Annotated in this window: 20 protein-coding genes; 4 read left to right on the top strand and 16 right to left on the bottom strand. The window is 63.3% G+C overall.

Annotated elements, in window-relative coordinates:
• Positions 1-5 precede the first annotated feature (5 nt).
• A complete protein-coding gene (locus IG122_RS17580) occupies positions 6-1,643 on the bottom strand; it encodes a long-chain-fatty-acid--CoA ligase (RefSeq protein ID WP_226893707.1) in 1,638 nt (545 codons plus the stop codon).
• A 160-nt stretch (positions 1,644-1,803) separates the two neighbouring features.
• On the opposite strand from IG122_RS17580, the gene IG122_RS17575 reads away from it, so the two are divergent.
• Positions 1,804-2,625: an SDR family NAD(P)-dependent oxidoreductase gene (locus IG122_RS17575; protein ID WP_193186678.1), complete on the top strand. Its 822-nt coding sequence runs from the start codon at positions 1,804-1,806 to the stop codon at positions 2,623-2,625.
• Here IG122_RS17575 and IG122_RS17570 read toward each other — a convergent pair.
• The 8 genes from IG122_RS17570 to IG122_RS17535 form a co-directional block, all read right to left on the bottom strand.
• Positions 2,622-3,620 (bottom strand): MDR family oxidoreductase, encoded by a 999-nt coding sequence (locus tag IG122_RS17570; RefSeq protein ID WP_193186674.1) that lies wholly within the window; start codon positions 3,618-3,620, stop codon positions 2,622-2,624. The genes IG122_RS17575 and IG122_RS17570 overlap by 4 nt on opposite strands.
• Before the next feature lie 14 nt (positions 3,621-3,634).
• Positions 3,635-4,147 carry a GNAT family N-acetyltransferase gene (locus IG122_RS17565; RefSeq protein ID WP_404924639.1) on the bottom strand — a complete coding sequence of 171 codons (513 nt, stop codon included), beginning with the start codon at positions 4,145-4,147 and terminating at the stop codon, positions 3,635-3,637.
• A 19-nt stretch (positions 4,148-4,166) separates the two neighbouring features.
• Entirely contained in the window at positions 4,167-5,333 is a 1,167-nt protein-coding gene (locus tag IG122_RS17560; protein WP_193186668.1) for an acetyl-CoA acetyltransferase, read from the bottom strand.
• A 131-nt stretch (positions 5,334-5,464) separates the two neighbouring features.
• Entirely contained in the window at positions 5,465-5,986 is a 522-nt protein-coding gene (locus tag IG122_RS17555; protein WP_193186665.1) for a hypothetical protein, read from the bottom strand.
• A 5-nt stretch (positions 5,987-5,991) separates the two neighbouring features.
• Positions 5,992-6,672 carry a hypothetical protein gene (locus tag IG122_RS17550; RefSeq protein ID WP_193186663.1) on the bottom strand — a complete coding sequence of 227 codons (681 nt, stop codon included), beginning with the start codon at positions 6,670-6,672 and terminating at the stop codon, positions 5,992-5,994.
• An 89-nt stretch (positions 6,673-6,761) separates the two neighbouring features.
• Positions 6,762-7,742, bottom strand: a complete 981-nt coding sequence (locus tag IG122_RS17545; RefSeq protein ID WP_193186660.1) for a hypothetical protein — start codon at positions 7,740-7,742, stop codon at positions 6,762-6,764.
• 16 nt (positions 7,743-7,758) lie between these two features.
• Entirely contained in the window at positions 7,759-8,379 is a 621-nt protein-coding gene (locus tag IG122_RS17540; protein ID WP_193186657.1) for a hypothetical protein, read from the bottom strand.
• A gap of 93 nt (positions 8,380-8,472) precedes the next feature.
• Positions 8,473-9,801, bottom strand: coding sequence for a dihydroorotase (locus IG122_RS17535; RefSeq protein WP_193186654.1), 1,329 nt, complete (start codon positions 9,799-9,801; stop codon positions 8,473-8,475).
• A 165-nt stretch (positions 9,802-9,966) separates the two neighbouring features.
• Here IG122_RS17535 and IG122_RS17530 point away from each other — a divergent pair, with 165 nt between their 5' ends.
• Together IG122_RS17530 and IG122_RS17525 are read left to right on the top strand one after the other, a co-directional pair.
• Complete coding sequence (locus tag IG122_RS17530; protein ID WP_193186651.1) at positions 9,967-11,130, top strand: YjgN family protein; 1,164 nt, start codon at positions 9,967-9,969, stop codon at positions 11,128-11,130.
• A gap of 4 nt (positions 11,131-11,134) precedes the next feature.
• Positions 11,135-12,196, top strand: coding sequence for a M48 family metallopeptidase (locus tag IG122_RS17525; protein WP_193186648.1), 1,062 nt, complete (start codon positions 11,135-11,137; stop codon positions 12,194-12,196).
• Here IG122_RS17525 and IG122_RS17520 read toward each other — a convergent pair.
• The 7 genes from IG122_RS17520 to IG122_RS17490 form a co-directional block, all read right to left on the bottom strand.
• Positions 12,193-12,744 carry a tetratricopeptide repeat protein gene (locus tag IG122_RS17520; RefSeq protein ID WP_226893706.1) on the bottom strand — a complete coding sequence of 184 codons (552 nt, stop codon included), beginning with the start codon at positions 12,742-12,744 and terminating at the stop codon, positions 12,193-12,195. The two genes, IG122_RS17525 and IG122_RS17520, sit on opposite strands and share 4 nt — an antisense overlap.
• 45 nt (positions 12,745-12,789) lie before the next feature.
• Positions 12,790-14,097 carry a glycolate oxidase subunit GlcF gene (glcF, locus tag IG122_RS17515; RefSeq protein ID WP_193186645.1) on the bottom strand — a complete coding sequence of 436 codons (1,308 nt, stop codon included), beginning with the start codon at positions 14,095-14,097 and terminating at the stop codon, positions 12,790-12,792.
• A gap of 14 nt (positions 14,098-14,111) precedes the next feature.
• On the bottom strand, positions 14,112-15,335 hold the full coding sequence (locus IG122_RS17510; protein WP_193186642.1) for an FAD-binding protein: 1,224 nt from the start codon (positions 15,333-15,335) through the stop codon (positions 14,112-14,114).
• 37 nt (positions 15,336-15,372) lie between these two features.
• Positions 15,373-16,350: a polyphosphate kinase 2 gene (gene ppk2, locus IG122_RS17505; RefSeq protein WP_319024918.1), complete on the bottom strand. Its 978-nt coding sequence runs from the start codon at positions 16,348-16,350 to the stop codon at positions 15,373-15,375.
• Positions 16,351-16,500: 150 nt separating this feature from the next.
• Positions 16,501-17,988: an FAD-linked oxidase C-terminal domain-containing protein gene (locus IG122_RS17500; RefSeq protein WP_193186637.1), complete on the bottom strand. Its 1,488-nt coding sequence runs from the start codon at positions 17,986-17,988 to the stop codon at positions 16,501-16,503.
• A gap of 175 nt (positions 17,989-18,163) precedes the next feature.
• Entirely contained in the window at positions 18,164-18,289 is a 126-nt protein-coding gene (gene ykgO / locus IG122_RS17495) for a type B 50S ribosomal protein L36 (RefSeq protein WP_193186635.1), read from the bottom strand.
• A gap of 139 nt (positions 18,290-18,428) precedes the next feature.
• Entirely contained in the window at positions 18,429-19,298 is an 870-nt protein-coding gene (locus IG122_RS17490; protein ID WP_193186633.1) for a methyltransferase domain-containing protein, read from the bottom strand.
• A gap of 333 nt (positions 19,299-19,631) precedes the next feature.
• Between IG122_RS17490 and IG122_RS17485 the strand changes: the two genes are divergently transcribed.
• On the top strand, positions 19,632-20,441 hold the full coding sequence (locus IG122_RS17485; protein WP_193186631.1) for an acyl-CoA thioesterase: 810 nt from the start codon (positions 19,632-19,634) through the stop codon (positions 20,439-20,441).
• The last annotated feature ends 1 nt before the right edge of the window (position 20,442 follow it).

Here is a 20,442-nt window from a genome sequence, read left to right as displayed (position 1 = left end):
GAGGGCTAGATACCGGGCAGTTCATAATCCCTGAACCGCTCCCGAAGCTCCCGCTTCGAGAGCTTTCCGGTCGCGGTGTGCGGCAATTCGTCGACGAAGACGACATCGTCCGGCAGCCAGAGTTTCGCGACCTTATCCGCGAGAAATTCTTTCATCTCCGCCGCCGTCAGCCGGGCACCCTCCTTCAGCACGGCGACCAGCAGCGGCCGCTCGCCCCATTTCGGATGCGCCGCCGCGATCACCGCACATTCGGCGATCGCCGGATGGGCCAGCGCAGCGCTCTCGAGATCGATCGAGCTGATCCATTCGCCGCCGGACTTGATGACGTCCTTGGTCCGGTCGACGAGGAACAGGAAGCCCTCCGGATCGATCCGGGCGACGTCCCCAGTCTTGAGCCAACCCTCCTCGTCAAAAGCTCCCTCGGAAGCTTCCTCGTCGTTGAAATAGGCGTTCATGATCGCGGCGCCCCGGACATGCAGCTCGCCGAAAGCGACCCCGTCATGAGGCAGCCGGTTGCCGTCGGCATCGACGATCTTGAACTCGACCCCGAACATCCGCCGGCCTTGCGCGGTCTTCAGATGCATGCGCTCCGCCTCGGGCAGAGCACGGTGACGTGGCGTAAAGGCCCCCACAGCGCCGACCGGGCTCATCTCCGTCATGCCCCAGCCGTGGATGACGTTGACGCCGAAATCGCGTTCGAATTCCTCGATCATCGGCTTCGGCGCGGCAGAGCCGCCGATCAGCACGTTCTCGAAACCATCCGGTTTGCGGCCCTGTTTGCGCATCTCCGCGAGCAACCCGAACCAGACCGTGGGCACGCCCCAGCTGGTATTGACCTTTTCCCCGTCCATGAAGGCGAAGAGTCCGGGCCCGTCGAGCCGCGGCCCCGGCAGGATGAAGTTCGTCCCGACCAGGGGCGCCGCGAAGGGCAGCCCCCAGGCATTCACATGGAAGAGCGGCACCACCGGCAGCAGGGACCGTTCGGGCCGGAGCCCGATCTTCTCCGCCACCGCGAGAAGCCCCATGGTGTGGATCAGAGTGGAACGGTGCGAATAGAGCACGCCCTTCGGATTGCCCGTAGTCCCCGAGGTGTAGCAAAGGCCCGAGGCCTGCCGCTCGTCCAGTTCCGGCCAGACGATGCTGTCCGGCTGCCCGCTCAGAAGTTCCTCGTAGACAAGGACATCGAGCCCGGTCTCCGGCAGATCCTCCCGCGCGCAGAGAACGACGTAGCGGAGATCCTTCGGCAACCGGTCCGCCAGCTTCTCGACCAGCGGCAGGAAGCTCGTCTCCAGGAACAGGATCCGGTCCGCCGCATGACCGACGATATAGAGAATCTGATCCTCGAACAGACGCGGGTTGATGGTGTGACAGACGGCGCCGATGCCGGAGATCGCGTAATAGAGCTCGAAATGCCGGTAGCCGTTCCAGGCCAGCGTCGCCACCCGGTCGCCGTCGCCGATCCCGAGCTCCTTCAATGCATTGGCGAGGCGGCTCACCCGCCGGTGCGCGTCGGCATAGCTGTAGCGATGCACGTCCCCCTCGACCCGCGCCGAGACGACGGACGCGTCACCGTGAATCTCCGCGGCAAAATCGAGGATACTCGGAACCGTCAGCGGACGGTCCATCATGTTCCCTGGCAGCATTCGTTTCCTCCGGCAGAGGCCGGGCTCTCCGGCCCGGTCCGGTGCGTGTCGGCGCCGAGTCTAGCAAGCGTCGCGGAGACTTGAACAGGCCCCCGCATTGCCGCCCGGCGCGCGTGGCGCCATAGTTCCGTCAAACGAAGGGAAAACGGGAGGGACCGGAATGGAACATCAGGCATTCGCCGCTGGAAATGTCGCGCTGGTGACTGGCGCCGCCCTCGGGATCGGCCGCGCCGCGGCGCTGAAATTCGCCCGGATGGGTCTCCGGGTCTGCATGGTGGACCTGCCGTCCGACGATCTGGATGCGAGCTTCGAGGAAGTCAGTTCGGCCGCGTCGGACGAGGTCGCGGCGGTCCCGGCCGATGTCTCGGATCTGAAGGCGATGGAGGGCCTCCGGGACTCGGTCGGACGCCATTTCGGAGGTGTCGACATCCTCATGAACAACGCCGCCTCGCGCGCCGGGCGCGGCTTCGACGCTGATCTCGCGGATTGGCGCCGGCTGGTGGAGGTCAATCTCTGGGGCGTGATCCACGGCGTGAAATGCTTCCTGCCAGGAATGGGCGCGGGCGGAAAACCGGGCGTGATCGTGAATGTCGGTTCCAAGCAGGGCATCACCAACCCGCCGGGCCACCCGGTCTACAATCTCAGCAAGGCGGCGGTGAAATCCTACACCGAGAGCCTTGCGCACGAGCTCCGGACCAACGGCCCAACCTCGGTGACGGCGCATCTCCTGGTGCCCGGCTGGACCACCACCGGCAAGAACGAGCACAAGCCCGGCGCCTGGCTGCCGGAGCAGGTCGTGGATTACATGCTGAAAGGCATCGATGCCGGAAGCTTCTACATCATCTGCCCGGACGGCGAGGTCTCGGAGGCGGAGGACCGGCGACGCATTCTCTGGGGCGCGGGCGACATCACCGAAGACCGCCCCGCCCTCTCCCGCTGGCATCCGGACTGGAAGGCGGCCTTCGAGACTTTCGAAGTCTAGCTCTTCGCGACCTCGATCACCGTGCGACCGCGGACGCCGCCCTCGAGGATCTTCTTCCCGAGTTCGGGGAGGTCCTCCAGCGTGTGCCGCTCGATCATGTGATGCAGCTTCTGCATCGGCAGGTCCGTGGCGATCCGCTTCCAGATGCCGAGCCGGCGTTCCTTCGGGCACATCACGGAATCGATGCCGAGGATGCTGACCCCGCGGAGCAGGAAGGGCAGCACGGTGGTGTGCAGCTCGTTCCCACCTGCGAGCCCGACGGCGGCGACGGCGCTGCCGTATTTCATCTGCGTCAGCACGTTGGAGAGGGTCGGCCCGGCGACATTGTCGATGCAGCCGGCGAAACGCTCGCCCGCGAGCGGACGCGAGGGCGCCTGCGCCAGTTCGGCACGGTCGATCACCTGCGCGGCGCCGAGATCGGTCAGATAGCTGGCCTGCTCCGGGCGCCCCGTAGAGCCCGCCACCGAATAGCCGAGATTGGCGAGGATCGCGGTCGCCACACTGCCAACGCCGCCGGCAGCCCCGGTGATGAGAACGTCGCCCTGATCCTTCTGAAGGCCGTGCCGCTCCAGCGTGTCGACGGAGAGCATCGCCGTGAAGCCCGCCGTTCCGATCGCCATCGCGTCGTCGAGCCCGATCCCGTCCGGCAGCTTCACCAGCCAGTCGCCGCTGACACGCGCCAGTTCGCCATACCCGCCCCAGTGGATCTCGCCGACCCGCCAGCCGGTCAGCACGACCTTGTCGCCCGGCTGGTAGTCCGGGTGCTCGGAGCTTTCGACAATGCCAGAGAAATCGACGCCCGGGATATGCGGATAGTCGCGCACCAGGCGACCGATGCCGTTCATCACCATGCCGTCCTTGTAGTTCAGCGTGGTGTAGGCGACGCGCACCGTGACATCGCCCTCCGGCAGATCCTCGACCGGGACCTGCTCTATGGCGGCTGTCACTTTCCGGTCCGCCTCGCGCAGCAGAATTGCTTTGAATGTCTCGGTCATTCCTCGATCCCCCCTCAGAAATCAAATCTCATCGCGACCCGGCTGGAGACTGGATATCCGCCTGCCTCCGCGAAGAGCGCGTTTTTCAGTGTCTCCGTCAGCCCGTCCCCAGAAAGCGGCCTGAACCCGATGCGCTCGTAATAGGGTGCATTCCACGGCACATCGGCGAAGGTCGTCAATGTCAGATGCCCGAAACCGCGCCCGGCGAAGAAGCGGCCGAGCGACCGGACCAGCCCGGCCGTCCGCTTTGCGCCGGCATGGACCGGATCGACATCGAGCTGCCGCAGGTGAAGTCCGTCGCCGGACGGCAGAACGCGAAGTGCGCCGACCGGCCGGTCCCGGTCATCGACAGAGACCCAGAGCCACCATCGGTCCTGCGCCGCGGCAAGTTCCTCAGCAGTGTCCGGTTCATGCTCGGCAATTTCCGGATATGGGCTTTCAAGAAACAGGCGGCCCGCCGCGCGCTGGATCTCCCGGATGCGTTCAATCTCATCCGGGCGCGCCAGCCGGCTGGGGCCGCCATTCATCGCCGTCACGACAAGCCGCTTAGCGCAGCGGCTCGAGGATGGAGACGTAGTTCGCGACCGCGGCTCCGCCCATGTTGAAAATACCGCCGATCTTCGCGCCCTTGACCTGCATGTCGCCGGCATCGCCGCGCAGCTGCATCGACGTCATGACATGCATCGAGACGCCGGTCGCGCCGATCGGATGGCCCTTGGCCTTCAGCCCGCCGGACGGGTTCACAGGCAGCTTGCCGTCCTTGTAGGTCCAGCCTTCCTTGACCGCCCGCGCGCCTTCGCCCGGCGCCGTCAGGCCCATGGCCTCGTATTCCAGCAACTCGGCGATGGTGAAGCAGTCATGGGTCTCGACGAAGCTGAGATCGTCGAGCGTCAGGTTCGCCGCGCCGAGCGCCTGCTTCCAGGCCTGGCCGCAGCCCTCGAAGCGGATGATGTCGCGCTTCGACATCGGCAGGAAGTCGTTGACCTGCGCCGCCGCCCGGAAGGCGATCGCCTTGTCCCGGCCGAGCGCCGTCTCGACGTCGGTCAGCACCAGCGCCGCCGCACCGTCGGAGACGAGCGAGCAGTCGGTACGCTTCAGCGGCCCGGCGACGAACGGGTTCTTTTCCGACTCGTTGCGGCAGAACTCGTAACCGAGATCCTTGCGCATCTGGGCGTAGGGATTGTGCACGCCGTTCGCGTGGTTCTTCGACGCGATCAGGGCGAGCGCGTCGGACTGGTCGCCGTGGCGCTGGTAATAGGCCTGGGCAATCTGACCGAAGACGCCGGCGAAACCACCTTCGATGCCGGCCTCTTCCTTCAGATAGCTCGCCTTCAGCAGCGTCTCGCCGATCTGCTTGCCCGGCAGCTTGGTCATCTGCTCGACGCCGACGCAGAGCACGACGCGCGCCTTCTTCGCGGCGATCAGGTTCAGCCCCTGATGCACGGCGGCGCTGCCCGTGGCGCAGGCATTCTCGACCCGGGTGGCCGGCTTGAAGCGGAAATCGTCGGAGCTCTGGAACACCAGGCTGGCGGTGAAATCCTGCGGCGAGAAACCGCCGTTGAAATGGCCGAGATAGACGGCATCCACGTCCTTCGGCTCGAAGCCGGCATCGGCGACGGCCTCGGCCGCGACCTTGACGATCATGCTCTCGACGTCTTCGTCCTCATGCTTCCCGAAGGGCATGTGGGACCAGCCAACGATACATCCGGTCATACGACTTACTCCCTGAGTTTCTGCGCCGCGGACGCGGCTTTGCTTCTCCCTAACAGAAATCGGGAAGAGAGTCCCAACCTACAATGCTGCGGTGCGGGACGGGATCGGTGACGTTCCGGAACGGGCGGGAATCAATCGAGAGCGAGCAAGGCGATACCTATTCTGGTCTTCAACAGGTGAATTCTGTCCCGCAATTCGCTCAGCGGCCTGTTGTAGCTCGCCGCGCTGCCCGGCTGAATGGTCGCGTCGGTATTGAACGGACCCGACTTCGACTGCTGCTCGTTGAGGGCGATCTGGCTGGCGATGACCGGCAGCAGCGCGTCGATACGCTTGCCGATCTCGGTGCCTTTCGACTTCAACTGCACCTCGATCCGGCCTTTCGCCGTGGGTCCGGCAGCGGGCAAGGCAGCGGCGAGCTCCCGCCATTCCGCTCCGTCCAGGGCGAGGGAGTTCAGCAATTCCTTCAGGGAGGGCGACTGGCCGGTCATGATCGCGCCGGGTACCAGTCTTCCGGCTGCGGCCTTGATCCAGCTCCATTCCGCGTCAAATGCGGGCGGATCGGATGTCTCGACAGGCGGGAGATCGATCACGTATCCCCTGATGGGTGCGGTGCTCACGAAATTCTGCCGGATGAACTCGTCGCTGCCCGTCATGCGCCCTAGTCCTCCACAATGTCAGCAACGACATAGGAGATGAACAGCGCCTTATCTTTCTCAAAGTCTGGAGGCTTGCCGAAGGGACGCATCGGCCCATCCGTTATGTGCGGTGCTTGCAAGCATTTCGTCAGCACTTCTTCACGACGACCGACGCGAGGACGAATGTCTTCAATCACATCCATTTGGTAATCGATAAATTTGAGACCCTCTTCCACGCGTTCTGCCGTGAGCCAGTGAGCGGCGTTGATCTGCCCCCGCCCCAGCGCGGTGGTCCAGCGTCCGATCAAGTAGGCGAAACGTGTCCCGATCGGGTAATCTTCCATAAGAGATGTTGCCTCATCGAGGGTCAAAGGGTCGTCGGACGATCCGGTGATATCGACAGTTGCACGTCTACCGCGAGGATTGATGCGCCCGAGAACAAAGTGCAGTCCTTTCACCTGATGGTCGAGGGTCTCCCGGCCCTTTGAGGCGCGCGGCAATCGCTTCAGACCTTCCCAGTAAGCGCCGAAAATTTCATCGCAATCTAGCGGCGGCGCCCGGTGATCGGGGAACTTGTCCAAGAGAATCTTTATCCAGGAACTGCAATTTCCCGTGTCCACGACGCCGCATAGCGTACAGAAAGCACAATTCAAACCAGCAGCCACCGCATTGCTCGCATCATTGACAGGATTGAAGACGGGCATGCACCGAACCTCTCGATATGCCTCAGGAACAGAGACGCACGGAACCCGTTCTGTGAACGGTGTAAGGCGGGAACCTGTTCCACATGCCGTCAGAAATACGCGGCGTTGCCGTAGAAGTTAGGATTGCCATTTCGCCATTCCGAGAATGTCGTGATGAATTGCTGCTGCAAGCCGACATCCGCCGTCACCTCCACCTGCCGTTCCGGATGGTCGCTGTCGAGCCCGAACGCTTCGAACATGGCGTCGATGTTCTCTGTCAGAAGTTCCGCAAATCCGTCGCCTTCCGCCCCGGTCTGCACGGTCGCCTGGTAAGCCAGAAGCAATACGACGATGCGGAACTCCCCGAAGCTGATGGATTCCTCCTCCCGGTCGGTTACCTCGCCGTATGAGAAGGAAGGAGGTTCCTTGCCATATCCAAGGCCGGCCGCGACCCGCAGCACCATCAGGGGCAGCCTGTCGTATAAGACTTCGGGCTGCAGCAATGCAATCAGGGCCTGCCTGAGGCCGGCAAACTCCGGCTCGTCGCTTGCGCAATACATCACCACGGTGTCGAGCTTGTCGTTCTGACCCGGCCCGAGAAACTTCATCACCGAAACCGCGTTCTGGGCATCCATGACCCCGGCAATGTTGCCGACCGCGTCGACCATGCGCTGAGGAAGGACATCCAACACAAAACGCGCGTCTGCGACCGGCCGGTCGCCTTGCGGAGCCAGGTAGATATAGTCGTTGCTGAAGTACATATTGAGATAAGCGTAATACATCAGGGCGCCCGCCTCTTGCGACTGCGCTTCGACATTCAGTGCGACGGCCTCGAACAATTCCCAGAAATCATTGTCAACTTTCGACGTTTGGGTTTGGAATGTCCGCCGCCGGACAACGTCGGTATGGATCGTGTTCAAGGCCTGATTGAGGTCCTCGCCATCTGCGACGACCGGTCTGTCATCATTGTTCGTAGGCGCCAGGTTGGCATAAAGGTCATACATCTCCTCCGGATCCGGATCCGGCCCGTCCGGATGCTGGATTCGATACGCCACCAACCAGTCCCGAAAAACGACAACAGACGGATCCATTTGCCGGGTCCTTCGCTTATTTGAGTTTGGGATAGGCACCCGGATTTGCGGCGACAGCCGCAAGGCCGGATTGGGTTGCCTTCAGCGACGCGCTCTTGACCGTTGCGGGGAAGTCGGCATTGCCGGCCGCCTCGCTTTCTGTGATGCGCGAAACCTCCGTTTCGAAACTGTCGGGGGGAGCAATCATTGCGTTGAAGTCGCTGCCGATCACGGTCAGCACGGACGCAATCGAATCCGAGAGAGTGGCGTCCGTCGCCTGCTGCCGCCGTGCGAGTACCCGGGCACTATCCTGATCCAGAGGCCCCGTTGCGCGGATCTTGTTCTGATCGGCAATCACCGCCGCTGCCAGGGTATCGTCAAATCCGTCAAAACCGAGCGACAACGCCTGCAATCGGGAATTCAGCGCCCTCGTGTCGACCGTTCCGCGCTTCGCCTGCTGCACCAGCGCCTCGTCGTAGAGTGCATCCGCACCCGCGATCTGGCGTCTCAGGCCGGCGATGGCATCGTTGATTTTGTCCTGCGCGGACTTCGGGTGAAATCCGTTCGAATTTCGGTTGTAGCTGTCTACGGCGATCGCGAATTGCGACGAGTAAGGACTTAGCTCGGAGGATTTCCCCGGAGTTCCGCCGCTGGCCATGGAAGTCTCCCGCGCTGTCATTCCTTGTGACAACGCGTGACGGGGCCATTTGTGAACGCTTCAGTTATCGATGCGACAGATCGCGCCGACCGGTCAGAGCGTCTCGACGAAACGGACCGGTTTGCCGGTCGGGCCGCCGACAAGTTCGTCCTCGCGCATGACGAACTTGCCGCGCACCAGCGTCGCCATCACCCAGCCGGTGACCTGCTTGCCGTCGAACGGGGTCCAGCCGCATTTGCTGGCGATCCAGTCGTTGGTGATGGTGCGCTTCGCCTTCAGGTCCACCACCGCGAAGTCGGCATCGTAGCCGCGCGCGATCCGGCCCTTGGCTGCAATGTTGTAGACCCGCTGGGGACCTGCGGAGGTGAGCTCGACCAGACGGCGGAGCGAGAGCCTTCCCTCGTGCACATGGTTCAGCATGTTGACCAGCAGGGTCTGCACCCCGGTCATGCCGCTCGGGCTCTGCGGATAGGGCTTCGCCTTCTCCTCAAGCGTGTGCGGCGCGTGATCGGAGCCGATGACGTCGACCACGCCTTCCTCGATCGCGCGCCAGAGCGCGGCGCGGTGACGCTCCTCGCGCACCGGCGGGTTCATCTGCGCGCGGGTGCCAAGTTCCTCGTAGCAATCGGGCGCGGTCAGCGTCAGATGGTTCGGCGTCACCTCGACGGTCGCGACGTCCTTGTTGGCGGCGAGGATTTCCATCTCCTCCGCCGTCGTCACGTGCAGGATATGCACCGGGCGTCCGGCCTCGCGGGAGAGTTTCAGGATCCGCTTGGTCGCCCGGACCGCGGTCTCCTCGTCGCGCCAGATATTGTGGACGCGGGGATGGCCTTCCTTCTCGGCGATATGCTTGCGCTCCTCCAGCCGGTACTCGTCCTCGGCATGGACGGCGAAGCGGCGGCGGCCGTCGGCGAGGATCCTCGCCAGGGTCCCGTCGTCCTTCGCCAGCAGCGAGCCGGTCGAGGAGCCCATGAAGATCTTGATGCCCGGGCAGCCCGGCAGGTTCTCGTATTCGTGCAGCCTGCCGACATTCTCCGCCGAACCGCCGACGAAGAACGCGAAATCGACCCAGCCGCCCTTCTCGCCCCGTGCGATCTTGTCGGCATGGGTCTCCGGCGACAGCGTCAGCGGCGTGGTGTTCGGCATCTCGAAGATCGCCGTCACCCCGCCCATGGCGGCCGCCATGGTGCCGTGCGTGATGTCTTCCTTGTGTTCGGCGCCCGGCTCGCGGAAATGGACCTGGGTGTCGATCACGCCGGGCAGGATGTGGAGGCCGGTCGCATCGAATACTTCCGGCGCCTTGTCCGGATCGAAGCTGCCGAGGCCGGCGATCTTGCCGTCCTTCACCGCGATATCCATCACTTCGATCGCGCCGGGCGTGGCGACGGTGCCGTTCTTCAGGATCAGATCGTAGTGGGACATGGGGCGGGCCTTTCGGGCGGTTCGGTCACGGAAGCGCTAGCGATACCCTCCAAGGGGCCTCGAAGACAAGCTTGGGGCTACGCACACGAGACAAGTGACGAACCGCGCACAAACGGCTACGACGTCATTGGGGAATACAATGTCGAATGCGTTTGGGGAGCATCCATGACGTTCGAAAGCAGCGGGGCCGGCAGCATCGGACCGGCCGGCGAGAAGGAGCTCGCTAAGCACGAGCTCAGCTTCGATACGAGCGGAGCGGGCGGGCTGATCGGCCTGCATATCGTGAACCTGATCTTCATGGCCCTGACCCTGATGGTCTACCGTTTCTGGGCGCTCACCCGCGTCCGCCGCGCGGTCTGGCCGCGCATGAGGCTCGACGGATCGCCACTCGAATATGCCGGGAACGGGCTGGAGATCTTCCTCGGTTTCCTGAAGGTCTTCGTCCTGATCCTCGTGCCCTACATCCTCGCGTCGAACTGGATCAACTCCAACGTCGTCGACCCCAAACTCGGCCTCGACCCGACCTTCGCGGCGCTTTATCTCCTGCTCGGTATCGGCGCGGTCTTCCTGCTCTCCGCCGCGCGCTATCTCGCCTACCGCTATCGGGTGAACCGGACGCAATGGCGCGGCATCCGCGGCTCCGTCGGGGGTGCCGCTTACGTCTACGGCCTCCGGGTAATCTTCTATTACTTCCTGACCCTGATCTCGTTTGGCGTCCTCAAGCCCTGGGCGGATATCAGGATCCTGCAATACCGGATCGAGAATACGAAATTCGGCGGCCGCCCTCTGGCCTTCGATGCAACCGCGCGCGGCCTCTGGCTGCCGTACATCGTGTTCCTTGCGTTGTACCTAGGTTTCCTTGGTAGCTTTTTCGTTCCCTATCTGACGCTGTTCGGGGATTTCCTCGTCGCTCTGTTCTCCGGCAACTTGAACGGCGCCAATCTTGAGCTTAATGACGAGGACCTCAAATCCGCCGCTATCGGAACGTCTTTCGGCTTGGCGCTCGTCTTAGTCCTCGGCGCCGGGCTCGCCTATCTGAACTATCTGGTGGTGTTCTGGAAGAACGTGGTCGGCAAGCTCCGCTTCGGCCGGGCCCGTTTCAGTTTCCGGCCGACCCGATGGCAGATCTTCTGCCTCTTCCTCGGCAATGCGCTGATCGTTCAGCTCACCTTCTGGCTACTGCTTCCGATTGCCTGGCTGCGCAAGGGCAAGTTCCTGGCGAAGCATCTCGTGATTATCGGAGATCTCGACGAGGACGAGCTAGTGCAGGCGGAGTTCGAGACCGGCACCACCGGCGAGGGCTTCCTCGGCGATTTCGATCTGGCCTAGACGCATGGGATCGCATTTCTTCGACGGTGCCACTCCGAAGCGCCACGATATCGAGCCAGACATCGGTCCAGAAGGCATCGCTTTCAAGACCGAGCGGGGCACGCTTGCTTGGCGTTACGAGGACCTGATCCGGATCTGGGATTACCGGCCCCAGGAGCATCTCGCCTTCACCCATAGACGGCATCAGGACAGCCGGCTGATCATCGAGGAAACCTGGGCGACCGAAACCGTCGCCCGGCAGGCCCCGCGGCTGGTCGAGCGCGGCCGCGAGCGCTGGCGCCATACCGGGATCGCAGCGGGCCTCAGCCTCGGCGTGCTCGCCCTGATCGCCGGGCTCTATTTCTTCGTGCCGCCGGTGATGGACCGCCTCGCACGCGCAATGCCCTGGTCCTTCGAGGCCGCCGACCGGCCGGAGCTCGACGCGCTCGCCATTATGATCGGCAAGCGATGTACCGCCGAAGAACCGAACCGCATCCTGCGCGGTCTCGTCGAGGATCTGCTGAAGACCGCAGAGTTCCCGCATCCGATCACCGTCGACGTCACCAGCTCGAAGATGGTGAACGCCCTGACCTTCGCCGGCGGACGGATCGTGCTGTTGCGGGGACTGATCCAGAAGGCGCGCAGCCCGAACGAGCTCGCAGCCGTGATCGGTCACGAGATCGGTCATGTCGTGCACCGGGACCATACGGAGCGCTGGATGCGCCAGAACGCGCTTGGCGCAGCGTCGGTCCTGCTTTTCGGCTTCGACGGTAGCAGCACGATCGGGCAGACCGTCTTCGAGACCGGGCTCTCCCTCTCCTTTTCCCGGGACAGCGAACGCGACGCGGATCGCTATGCCCTGCGCCTGCTCAACCGCCTGGATCTCGACCCGGCCGGGGGTGCGGAGTTCTTCGAGCGCATGAAGGGCAAAGGCAATCTCTCGGGCCTGTTGCCGGGCTATCTCAGCACCCACCCCGACAATGACGGCCGTGCGGCGCTCTTCCGCGAACAGGGGACCGGCTCAAGGCAGGCACTGACATCGCGGGACTGGCTGATCCTGAAACAGATCTGCGACGAGACCGGCTAGAGCGGCTTGCCCGCCATCGCTTCTGTCAACGTATCCAGCCGCTCCTTGATGTGCGGCATGTGCGGATTGATCTCTAGCGCGGCGCGGAAGGCCTTGATGGCACCGTCGGGGCTCTCGAGCTGCTGGTAGATCAGGCCGAGCCCGGAAAGCGCGCCGAAATGGCGAGGCTCGAGCGCCAGCGTCCGCTCGATATCCCGGACCGAGCCCGCATAGTCGCCGGTGAAATAGAGCAAGGTCGCACGCTTGTTCCAGGCCTCGGCGAAATCGGGGGCGACGTCGATGACAACGCTGAACATCCGGATCGCGCGCTCCAGATGCCCCGCATTCATCAGCAGCAGGCCTTCGTTAAAGCGCATCTCCGCTTCGACATCGGCACCGTGCTCGGACCAGATGCCCCAGATCTCGCGCTCGATATAGCGCGCGTCGGTGACGGAGGCGGCGGTCTTCAGCTCCTCGAACAGCGGATCAAGGCGCGGATCGCGCTGGTCCGCCACCGCCTGGAAGGCGGACAGAAGGGTTAGGATCGTGGCGACGAAAAGACTGCGCATTTTTCTAACCTAGCGCAGCCTGCCCCCGAGCCAAGTCTCAACCCATCACATATGGTCGAGCGCGTCCGGCTTCGGTCCGCCCGTCGCCCAGTCCAGAAGCTCGACCGTATGGACGATCGGCACCTCGGTCCCGGAGCCGATCTGCGTGATACAGCCGAGGTTTCCGGCGGCGATCACTTCCGGTCGCGTCTTGGCGATATTCGACACCTTCCGGTCACGCAGGCGCGTGGCGAGCTGCGGCTGCAGCATGTTGTAGGTTCCGGCGGAACCGCAACAGAGATGGCCTTCCGGAACATCGCTGACAGTGAAACCGGCTTTCCTCAGCAGCGCCTGCGGCAGGCTCTTGATCTTCTGGCCATGCTGCATGGAACAGGCGGAATGGTAGGTCACCCGCATGCTCTCGCCTGCCACCGTTTCCGGCAGGCCGATCTCGGTCAGCAATTCGGTCACGTCCTTCGCCTTGGCGGCGATCCGCGCTGCCTTCTCCGCGTAGGCCTTATCCTCGCGCAGCAGAAAGCCGTAATCCTTCACCGTGGTGCCGCAGCCCGAAGCGTTGATCACCACCGCGTCGAGACCGCCCCCTTCCGCCTCCAGCGCCGCCCAGGCATCGATATTGGCGCGGGCGGAAGCCTTGGCGCTCTCCTCCTTGCCCATGTGATGGGTCAGCGCGCCGCAGCAGCCGGCGCTCTTCGGCACCACGACCTCGACGCCGAGCCGGGTCAGCAGGCGGATCGTCGCGTCGTTGATCGAGGGCGCGAGCGCCCGCTGGGCGCAGCCGGCCAGCATTGCGACCCGCATCTTCCGGGATCCGGCCGCCACGTGTGTGCCCGGCTTGTCAAGCGGGCTGCGCACCGGGAAGCGCTTCGGCGCGAGCGACAGCATCGCCTTGATCCGGCCGCCCAGCGCGTCGCCGAAGATCCCGGCGAAAGGCCGCGCCATCGACGCGCCGAGCAGAGCGAAGCGGAAGCGGTTCGGATAAGGCAGCAGGAAGGCGAGGAGCGCGCGCAGAGCCCGGTCGAGCAGCGGACGGCTGTAGGTCTCCTCGATATGGGTGCGGGCGTGGTCGACCAGGTGCATGTAGTTCACACCGGAAGGGCAGGTCGTCATGCAGGAGAGGCAGGAAAGGCAGCGGTCGACATGGCGCACGACCTCGTCGTTTGCCGGTTTGCCGTTCTCCAGCATGTCCTTGATCAGGTAGATCCGCCCGCGCGGACTGTCGAGCTCGTCGCCGAGCAGGACAAAGGTCGGGCAGGTCGCGGTACAGAAGCCGCAATGCACGCATTTGCGCAGGATGGACTCTGATTCCTTCACCGCGGGATCGGCGAGTTGGGCGAGGGTGAAATTGGTCTGCATCTCTCGTCGCCCTCTCAGATCCCCGCATACATGCGGCCGGGGTTGAGGACCTGATTCGGATCGAAACTCTCCTTCACCCGTCGGCTGAGCGCCGCGATCGGCGCGGCCTGCGGATGGAAGACCGGGACCGCGGCGCGCACGTCTTTTGCCGCCCGCATCAGCGTCGCATGTCCGCCCGCCGCATCGACGGCGGCGCGCACCTCGCCGGCCGAGGCATCGTTGGAAGCCGGGAGCTGGAGCCAGATCAGACCACCCGCCCAGTCGGAGAACCAGGCGGCACCGTCAAGTTTCGAAAGCTCCGCCGCGACCTTCGCTCCGGACGCCGGCGGCATGGAAATGCGCCAGACCGGATCCTGCATCGGTGCGACGAGATAATGCACGTCCCGCACCTCGAGCCAGAAGCTGAGGCTGTTCATCGTGTGCAGCTCTTCGATGGTGCCGAAGGATGCGAGCTCCTCACGGAGCTCGGCGCAGCGCCGCTCGACGGAGGGGCCGAAACCCTCGATGCGCAGCGCCGTCACAGACGTTCCGGCTTCCCTGATGTAGGAGACGGCGGACTTGCCCGCGAGTCCCGCCGGAACGTGCGCCGCCGCGGAGACCTCGTGGGCACTGTTCATGGCCGCGCCCATCGCCCTCACGGCCTGCTCCGCGTCGAGGCCGAGCACGAGGACGGTATAGACCTTCTCGGGCCGCGGCAGCACCTTCACGTCGATCCTGGTCACGGCGGCAAGCGTCCCGTAGGAGCCGCAGATCACCTTCGGCAGGTCGTATCCGGTGACGTTTTTCACCACGCGCGCGCCGGACTTGAAGCTCTCCGCCCGGCCGCTCACGGCCTCGAATCCAAGCAGATGATCGCGGGCCGCCCCGGACTTGATCCGCCGCGGCCCGCCGCTGTTGATCATCAGCGAACCGCCGAGACTCCCTTCGGAACTGGCGCCGCCGAGCAGAGCCGTCAGATCCATCGGCTCAAAGGCCAGCATCTGATTGTTTTCGGCGAGCAGCTTCTCGATCTCGGCCATCGGCGTGGCGGGACCGGCGGTCAGCACAAGCTCCGCCGGTTCGTAATCGATCACCCCCGCAAGACCGGAGAGATCCAGAACCGTCTCGGCCTGAAACGCCCGGCCAAGCGCCCGCTTGCTTCCCCTCCCGATCAGTTCGAGCGGCTCTCCGTTCGCAACCGCCCAGGCAATCGCTTCCTCGACCTGCCGCGCATCATCCGGCTTCAGTGTAGACGCCATATCTCTCCACGCTCACGCTGAGGCCGGTTTGCCGGCCCTAGTTGGTAGTTTCAGGTGCGGCGTCGCCACCATTGGCCCGGCCCCGTTTCAGGTCCGGATGCAGCGACTTGCCGAGAATATGATCGTCATGGCCGAAGACATGGGCGCTGGAGCCGACGATCAGCGGATCCGGACCGCGGACCACCCTGCGATCCTTATTGTCATAGGGAAGGGACGAGAGGAAGTGCTGCATGCAGGCCAACCGCGCTCGCTTCTTATCGTCCGACTTCACGATCGTCCAGGGCGCGTCGGCGGTGTCCGTATAGAAGAACATCGCTTCCTTGGCTTCGGTGTAATCCTCCCATTTATTGAGAGACGCCAAGTCGATCGGAGAGAGCTTCCACTGCTTCAGCGGGTCGGATTTCCGAGCCTTGAAGCGGCGTCGCTGCTCGTCCTGGGTGACCGAGAACCAGTATTTGAAGAGACGAATCCCGGAGCGGGCCAGCATCTGCTCCAGCACCGGGGTCTGGCGCATGAACTCGAGATATTCGGTCGGCGTGCAGAAACCCATGACGCGCTCGACGCCAGCACGGTTGTACCAGGAGCGGTCGAACATCACCAGTTCGCCCGCGGACGGCAGATGCTCGACATAGCGCTGGAAGAACCACTGGCTCTTTTCCCGGTCGGATGGCTTGTTGAGCGCCACGACATGCGCGCCGCGCGGGTTCATATGCTCCATGAAGCGCTTGATGGTCCCGCCCTTGCCGGCGGCGTCCCGTCCCTCGAACAGGATCACGACCTTCTGCCCGGTTTCCTCGATCCAGCGCTGCGCCTTCAGCAGTTCGGCCTGCAGATTGGCCTTCTGGCGCTCGTAGACCGCGCGCTTCATTTTCTCGTGGTAGGGATATTCGCCGGTCTCGAAGATCCTGCGGATCTCCTCTGGAGAGTGCCGCATTTCCGCCAGATGATGCAGCGTCGCCGCCGCCTCCGCATGGCCGTCGTCTTTTTGGACGGGCTGCGCGTCAGCCTTGGGCACCGGCCTTGTCCTGCTTCTTCTCGGAGCCGCCGGTTTCGCGCCGGCTGCCGGGTCTTTGGAAGCTTCAGTCATCTCACTTCTCCTTGCCAGTCCGGTCCCCCATGAACGTTCCAGTAGACGTCGCTGAGCCCGCACCGGCATTGATGAAGATCAAAAACGCGGAATGTCCGGAAACGGCAGCTGCCCGCCCGATACATGCATGCGGCCGAGCTCGGCGCAGCGGTGCAATTGCGGGAACACCTTGCCCGGGTTCAGAAGTCCGTCCGGATCGAAGGCGCATTTCACGCGCTGCTGCTGCTTCAGATCGGTTTCGGTGAACATCTCTCCCATCAGGTCGCGTTTCTCGATGCCGACCCCGTGCTCGCCGGTCAGCACGCCGCCGAGTTCTACACAGGCGGTCAGGATGTCGGCGCCGAAAGCCTCCGCCCGCTCCAGCTCGCCCTCCTGGTTGGCATCGAACAGGATCAGCGGATGCAGATTGCCGTCTCCGGCATGGAACACGTTCGCGACCCGCAGCCGGTGCTTCTTCGACATCTCGCTCATACGGCTGAGAATCTCCGGCAGCTTCTTGCGCGGGATCGTGCCGTCCATGCAGATGTAATCGGGAGAGATCCGTCCAACCGCGGGGAACGCGGCCTTGCGCCCGGCCCAGAAGTTGTTCCGCTCTTCCTCGCTTTCGCTGATCCGCACCTCGGTCGCGCCATTGGCCTCGGCGATCTCCTTCACCCGTCCGATCAGGTAGTCGACCTCCACCTCGGGCCCGTCCAGCTCGACGATCAGAAGCGCCCCGGCATCGCGCGGATAACCCGCGTGAACGAAATCCTCGGCCGCGTTGATCGCCGGATTGTCCATCATCTCCATGCCGCCCGGGATGATGCCGTTCGCGATCACCGCGGCAACGCAAGCACCTGCCTCTTCCGGCGTCGGAAATCCGACCAAAAGGGCGCGCGCGGTTGACGGCTTTCTCAGGATACGGACCGTAACCTCGGTGACCACGCCGAGCAGCCCCTCGGAGCCGGTGATCAGACCGAGGAAATCGTACCCGTCGGCTTCCAGATGCTTGCCGCCGAAGCGCAGGATCTCGCCGTCCATGGTGACGAACTCGACACCGAGCACGTTGTTGGTGGTCAGTCCGTATTTCAGGCAATGCACGCCGCCGGAATTCTCGGCGATGTTGCCGCCGATCGAGCAGGCGATCTGGCTGGAGGGATCGGGCGCATAGTAGAAGCCGTCATCCTGAACGGCGTGGGTGATCCCGAGGTTGGTGACACCCGGCTGGGTGACGACGGCGCGGTTCTCGTAATCGATCTCAAGGATCCGGTTGAACTTGCCGAGCCCCAGCAGCACGCCGTCGGCGAGCGGCAGGGCGCCACCGGAAAGCCCGGTCCCCGCTCCGCGCGGCACCACCTTCACGCCCTGCTGCTTGCAGTAGCGCAGAATCGCGGCGACCTGTTCCGTCGTCTCCGGCAGCACGACGATCATCGGAAGCTGGCGGTAGACGGAGAGACCGTCGGTCTCGTAAACCCGCATCTCGTCAGTCGCGGTGATCACGCCCTCGCCCGGCACGATCCCACGCAAGGCCGCCGTGATCTCCTCGCGGCGCTCCATCACCGAACGGTCCGGCTCCGGCATCAGCATGTTGCTCTCCTCGAGTCTTTTCCGGCCACAATAGGGCCGTCGCCTCCGGGGAGCAATCTGGCGCCCGGTTTCCGAATGGGAAGATCTGATCCCACCATGCGGAAACCGGATTCCGGACATGAAAAAGGCGGCGGTCCTTGCGGACGGCCGCCTTGATCGGATCAGACCGGGGCGATCAGCCCTGGCGTGCCTTGAAGCGCGGATTCTGCTTGTTGATCACGTAGGTCCGGCCCTTACGGCGGATGACGCGACAATTGCGGTCCCGCTTCTTCAGCGTTTTGATCGAATTCGCGATTTTCATGACACGAGTCCAAAAAACCTGTCGGGAGGACCTTCCGGCCCTCGGGAAGCGCGGAACATATGGTGGTGAATGGAGGATGTCAACGCCTGATCCCGGAAATTTCCCGGCTTTCTTCAGGGCGCATGCACGGCGCCGAAAATCAGGCTTTGACCGGCTTCAGCGCGAAATAGCGATGCAGCTTCACTTCTCCCGACTCCAGCAAGGCTGCGAGCCGGGCCCAGCGCTCCACCTCGCCCATCAGTATGGGAAGCTGATTCTTGGAGGCCCTGATCTTGCCTTCCTGATAGCGGTCGATAAAGCTCTGGAACGCGCGCGTCATGTAGAGGTGATATTCCTTGCTGATGTTCTCCGAGACGCGGACATCGAGCCCGAGGGCTTCGATTTCCTGTTCGTACTGGTCGACGCTCCAGAGATGGATCGGAAACGGGTCCGACTCGATCCATTTCTTGAGCGACGGCGAGGGCTCCCTCTTCGAATCCAGCATGAAATCGGTCAGCGAAAGCTGACCGTACATCCGCATCGCCCGCTTGATCGTCTGCAGCATCCGGGTCTTGTCCTCAACGCGGAAAAGGAACTCGCGGGTCAGGATGCAATCGAAACTGTTCGCCTTAAGCACGATCTTGGCGGGGTCGAATTCCTGCAGTTTGATCTTCGAGCGCACCTCGGACATGTCGATGTTGCGCTGGGAAATCGTGGCAAGTTCCGGAACGTTCTCGAGCAGGGTCGCGTAACAGCCGAATTGGCTGGAAACGGCAATGGTGCCGCCGCCCATGCCGCTGCTGATATCGAGCAGGTTCATCTGGTTGTCGAGGGCGAACGGCTTGGCCAGCGTCAGCACGTGCTGTGAGCCGCCAGGCATGTTGAAGCCCTTGCCCCAGATCGTCTCGATCATCTCGATGGCTTTCGGATGCCAGGGACCGAGAACCTCTTCCTGGACGACTTCCTCTTCCTCGGGCTCGTAGTCGACCTGGAAATTCGGCTCGTCGACGGACAAGGCGCGCAGAATCATGTACCACGCGCGCCGCGCATGCCGGACAATGCGTTTCCCTTGAGTCGCTGCGGCCAAATGGTCCCCCACCAGGAAGTATCAGGGTGTCTTTCCAGACTTTTATATACCCTGAATTTTTAACAACCTATTGAGACCAAGGCGAGCCGATCCAACTTTACATACATATTTGCTCCCCACTCCCAAACCTTAACTAATACATTGAAAGACTTCAGCATAGGAAATTTACAACTGCGCAAAGGATCCAAGCGGAAGGTCTCGAACCCCGGCGATTGACCTCAAGCACGGATGTCCGTTTATTCTCCGCTGCCGATCCCCCGATAGCGGACAGGAAGAATGACATCCGATTTCCAAGAGACATACCGCGGCGACGTAAAGGCCTGGGAATGCGACGTGGTCGAGCATTTCACAGTGGCCTACTACTACGAGAAGTTCGAGGCTGCGGCCTGGCGCTATCTACGCGAGAGCGGTGTCGATCCACGCATGGCACGGACGATCGATTGCTACACGCGGTATCATGCCGAGCTCAGGAAGGGCGATCTGTTCCATATCGAGACCGGCCTCATTGAAACCGGACTCCGGCCTGTGATCGCGCACCGCCTGTTCAACTCCGACACCGGTGTGCTCTGCACCACCATGGAGCAGACACTTGACGGGATCCCCCTTAAGGGCTCGCCCGCCGAATGGGACGGTCCGGCGAGAGAAGAGAGGGCGCCCGCGCCTAAATCTGCGAAATGGATTCGCGCCGGCACCGACGTGGTGCGCCCGAGCGATCTCGACTGGACCGGAAAACTTGGCCTTGGCGGGCTGATTCACCAGTTCTCCGGCTCCGGCTTCCACGCCCTTGCGACAATCGGCATGAGCCCGAGCTATCTCAGGGACAACCGGCGCGGCTTCTCGACCTTCGAATTCCAGATCGAGATGGACCACTGGCCGGAAGGCGGCGATCTCGTCCATGTCGAGAGCACCGTCGCCCATGTCGGCTCGTCCTCAATCCGCATGGTCCACCGGCTCGTCGATACGACCCGCAAGAAGCGCCTCGCGGAGCTGAGCCAGTTCGGCGTACATCTCGATCTCGACGCCCGCAAGCCGACACGCCTGCCCGAGAACATTCTCGAGCGGGCGCGCGCCATGCTCGGCGGCTGAT

Origin of the sequence: Nisaea sediminum, from assembly GCF_014904705.1 — a bacterium.
In the GTDB taxonomy this organism is placed as follows: domain Bacteria; phylum Pseudomonadota; class Alphaproteobacteria; order Thalassobaculales; family Thalassobaculaceae; genus Nisaea; species Nisaea sediminum.
This window is presented reverse-complemented; position numbering and strand designations above follow the sequence as displayed.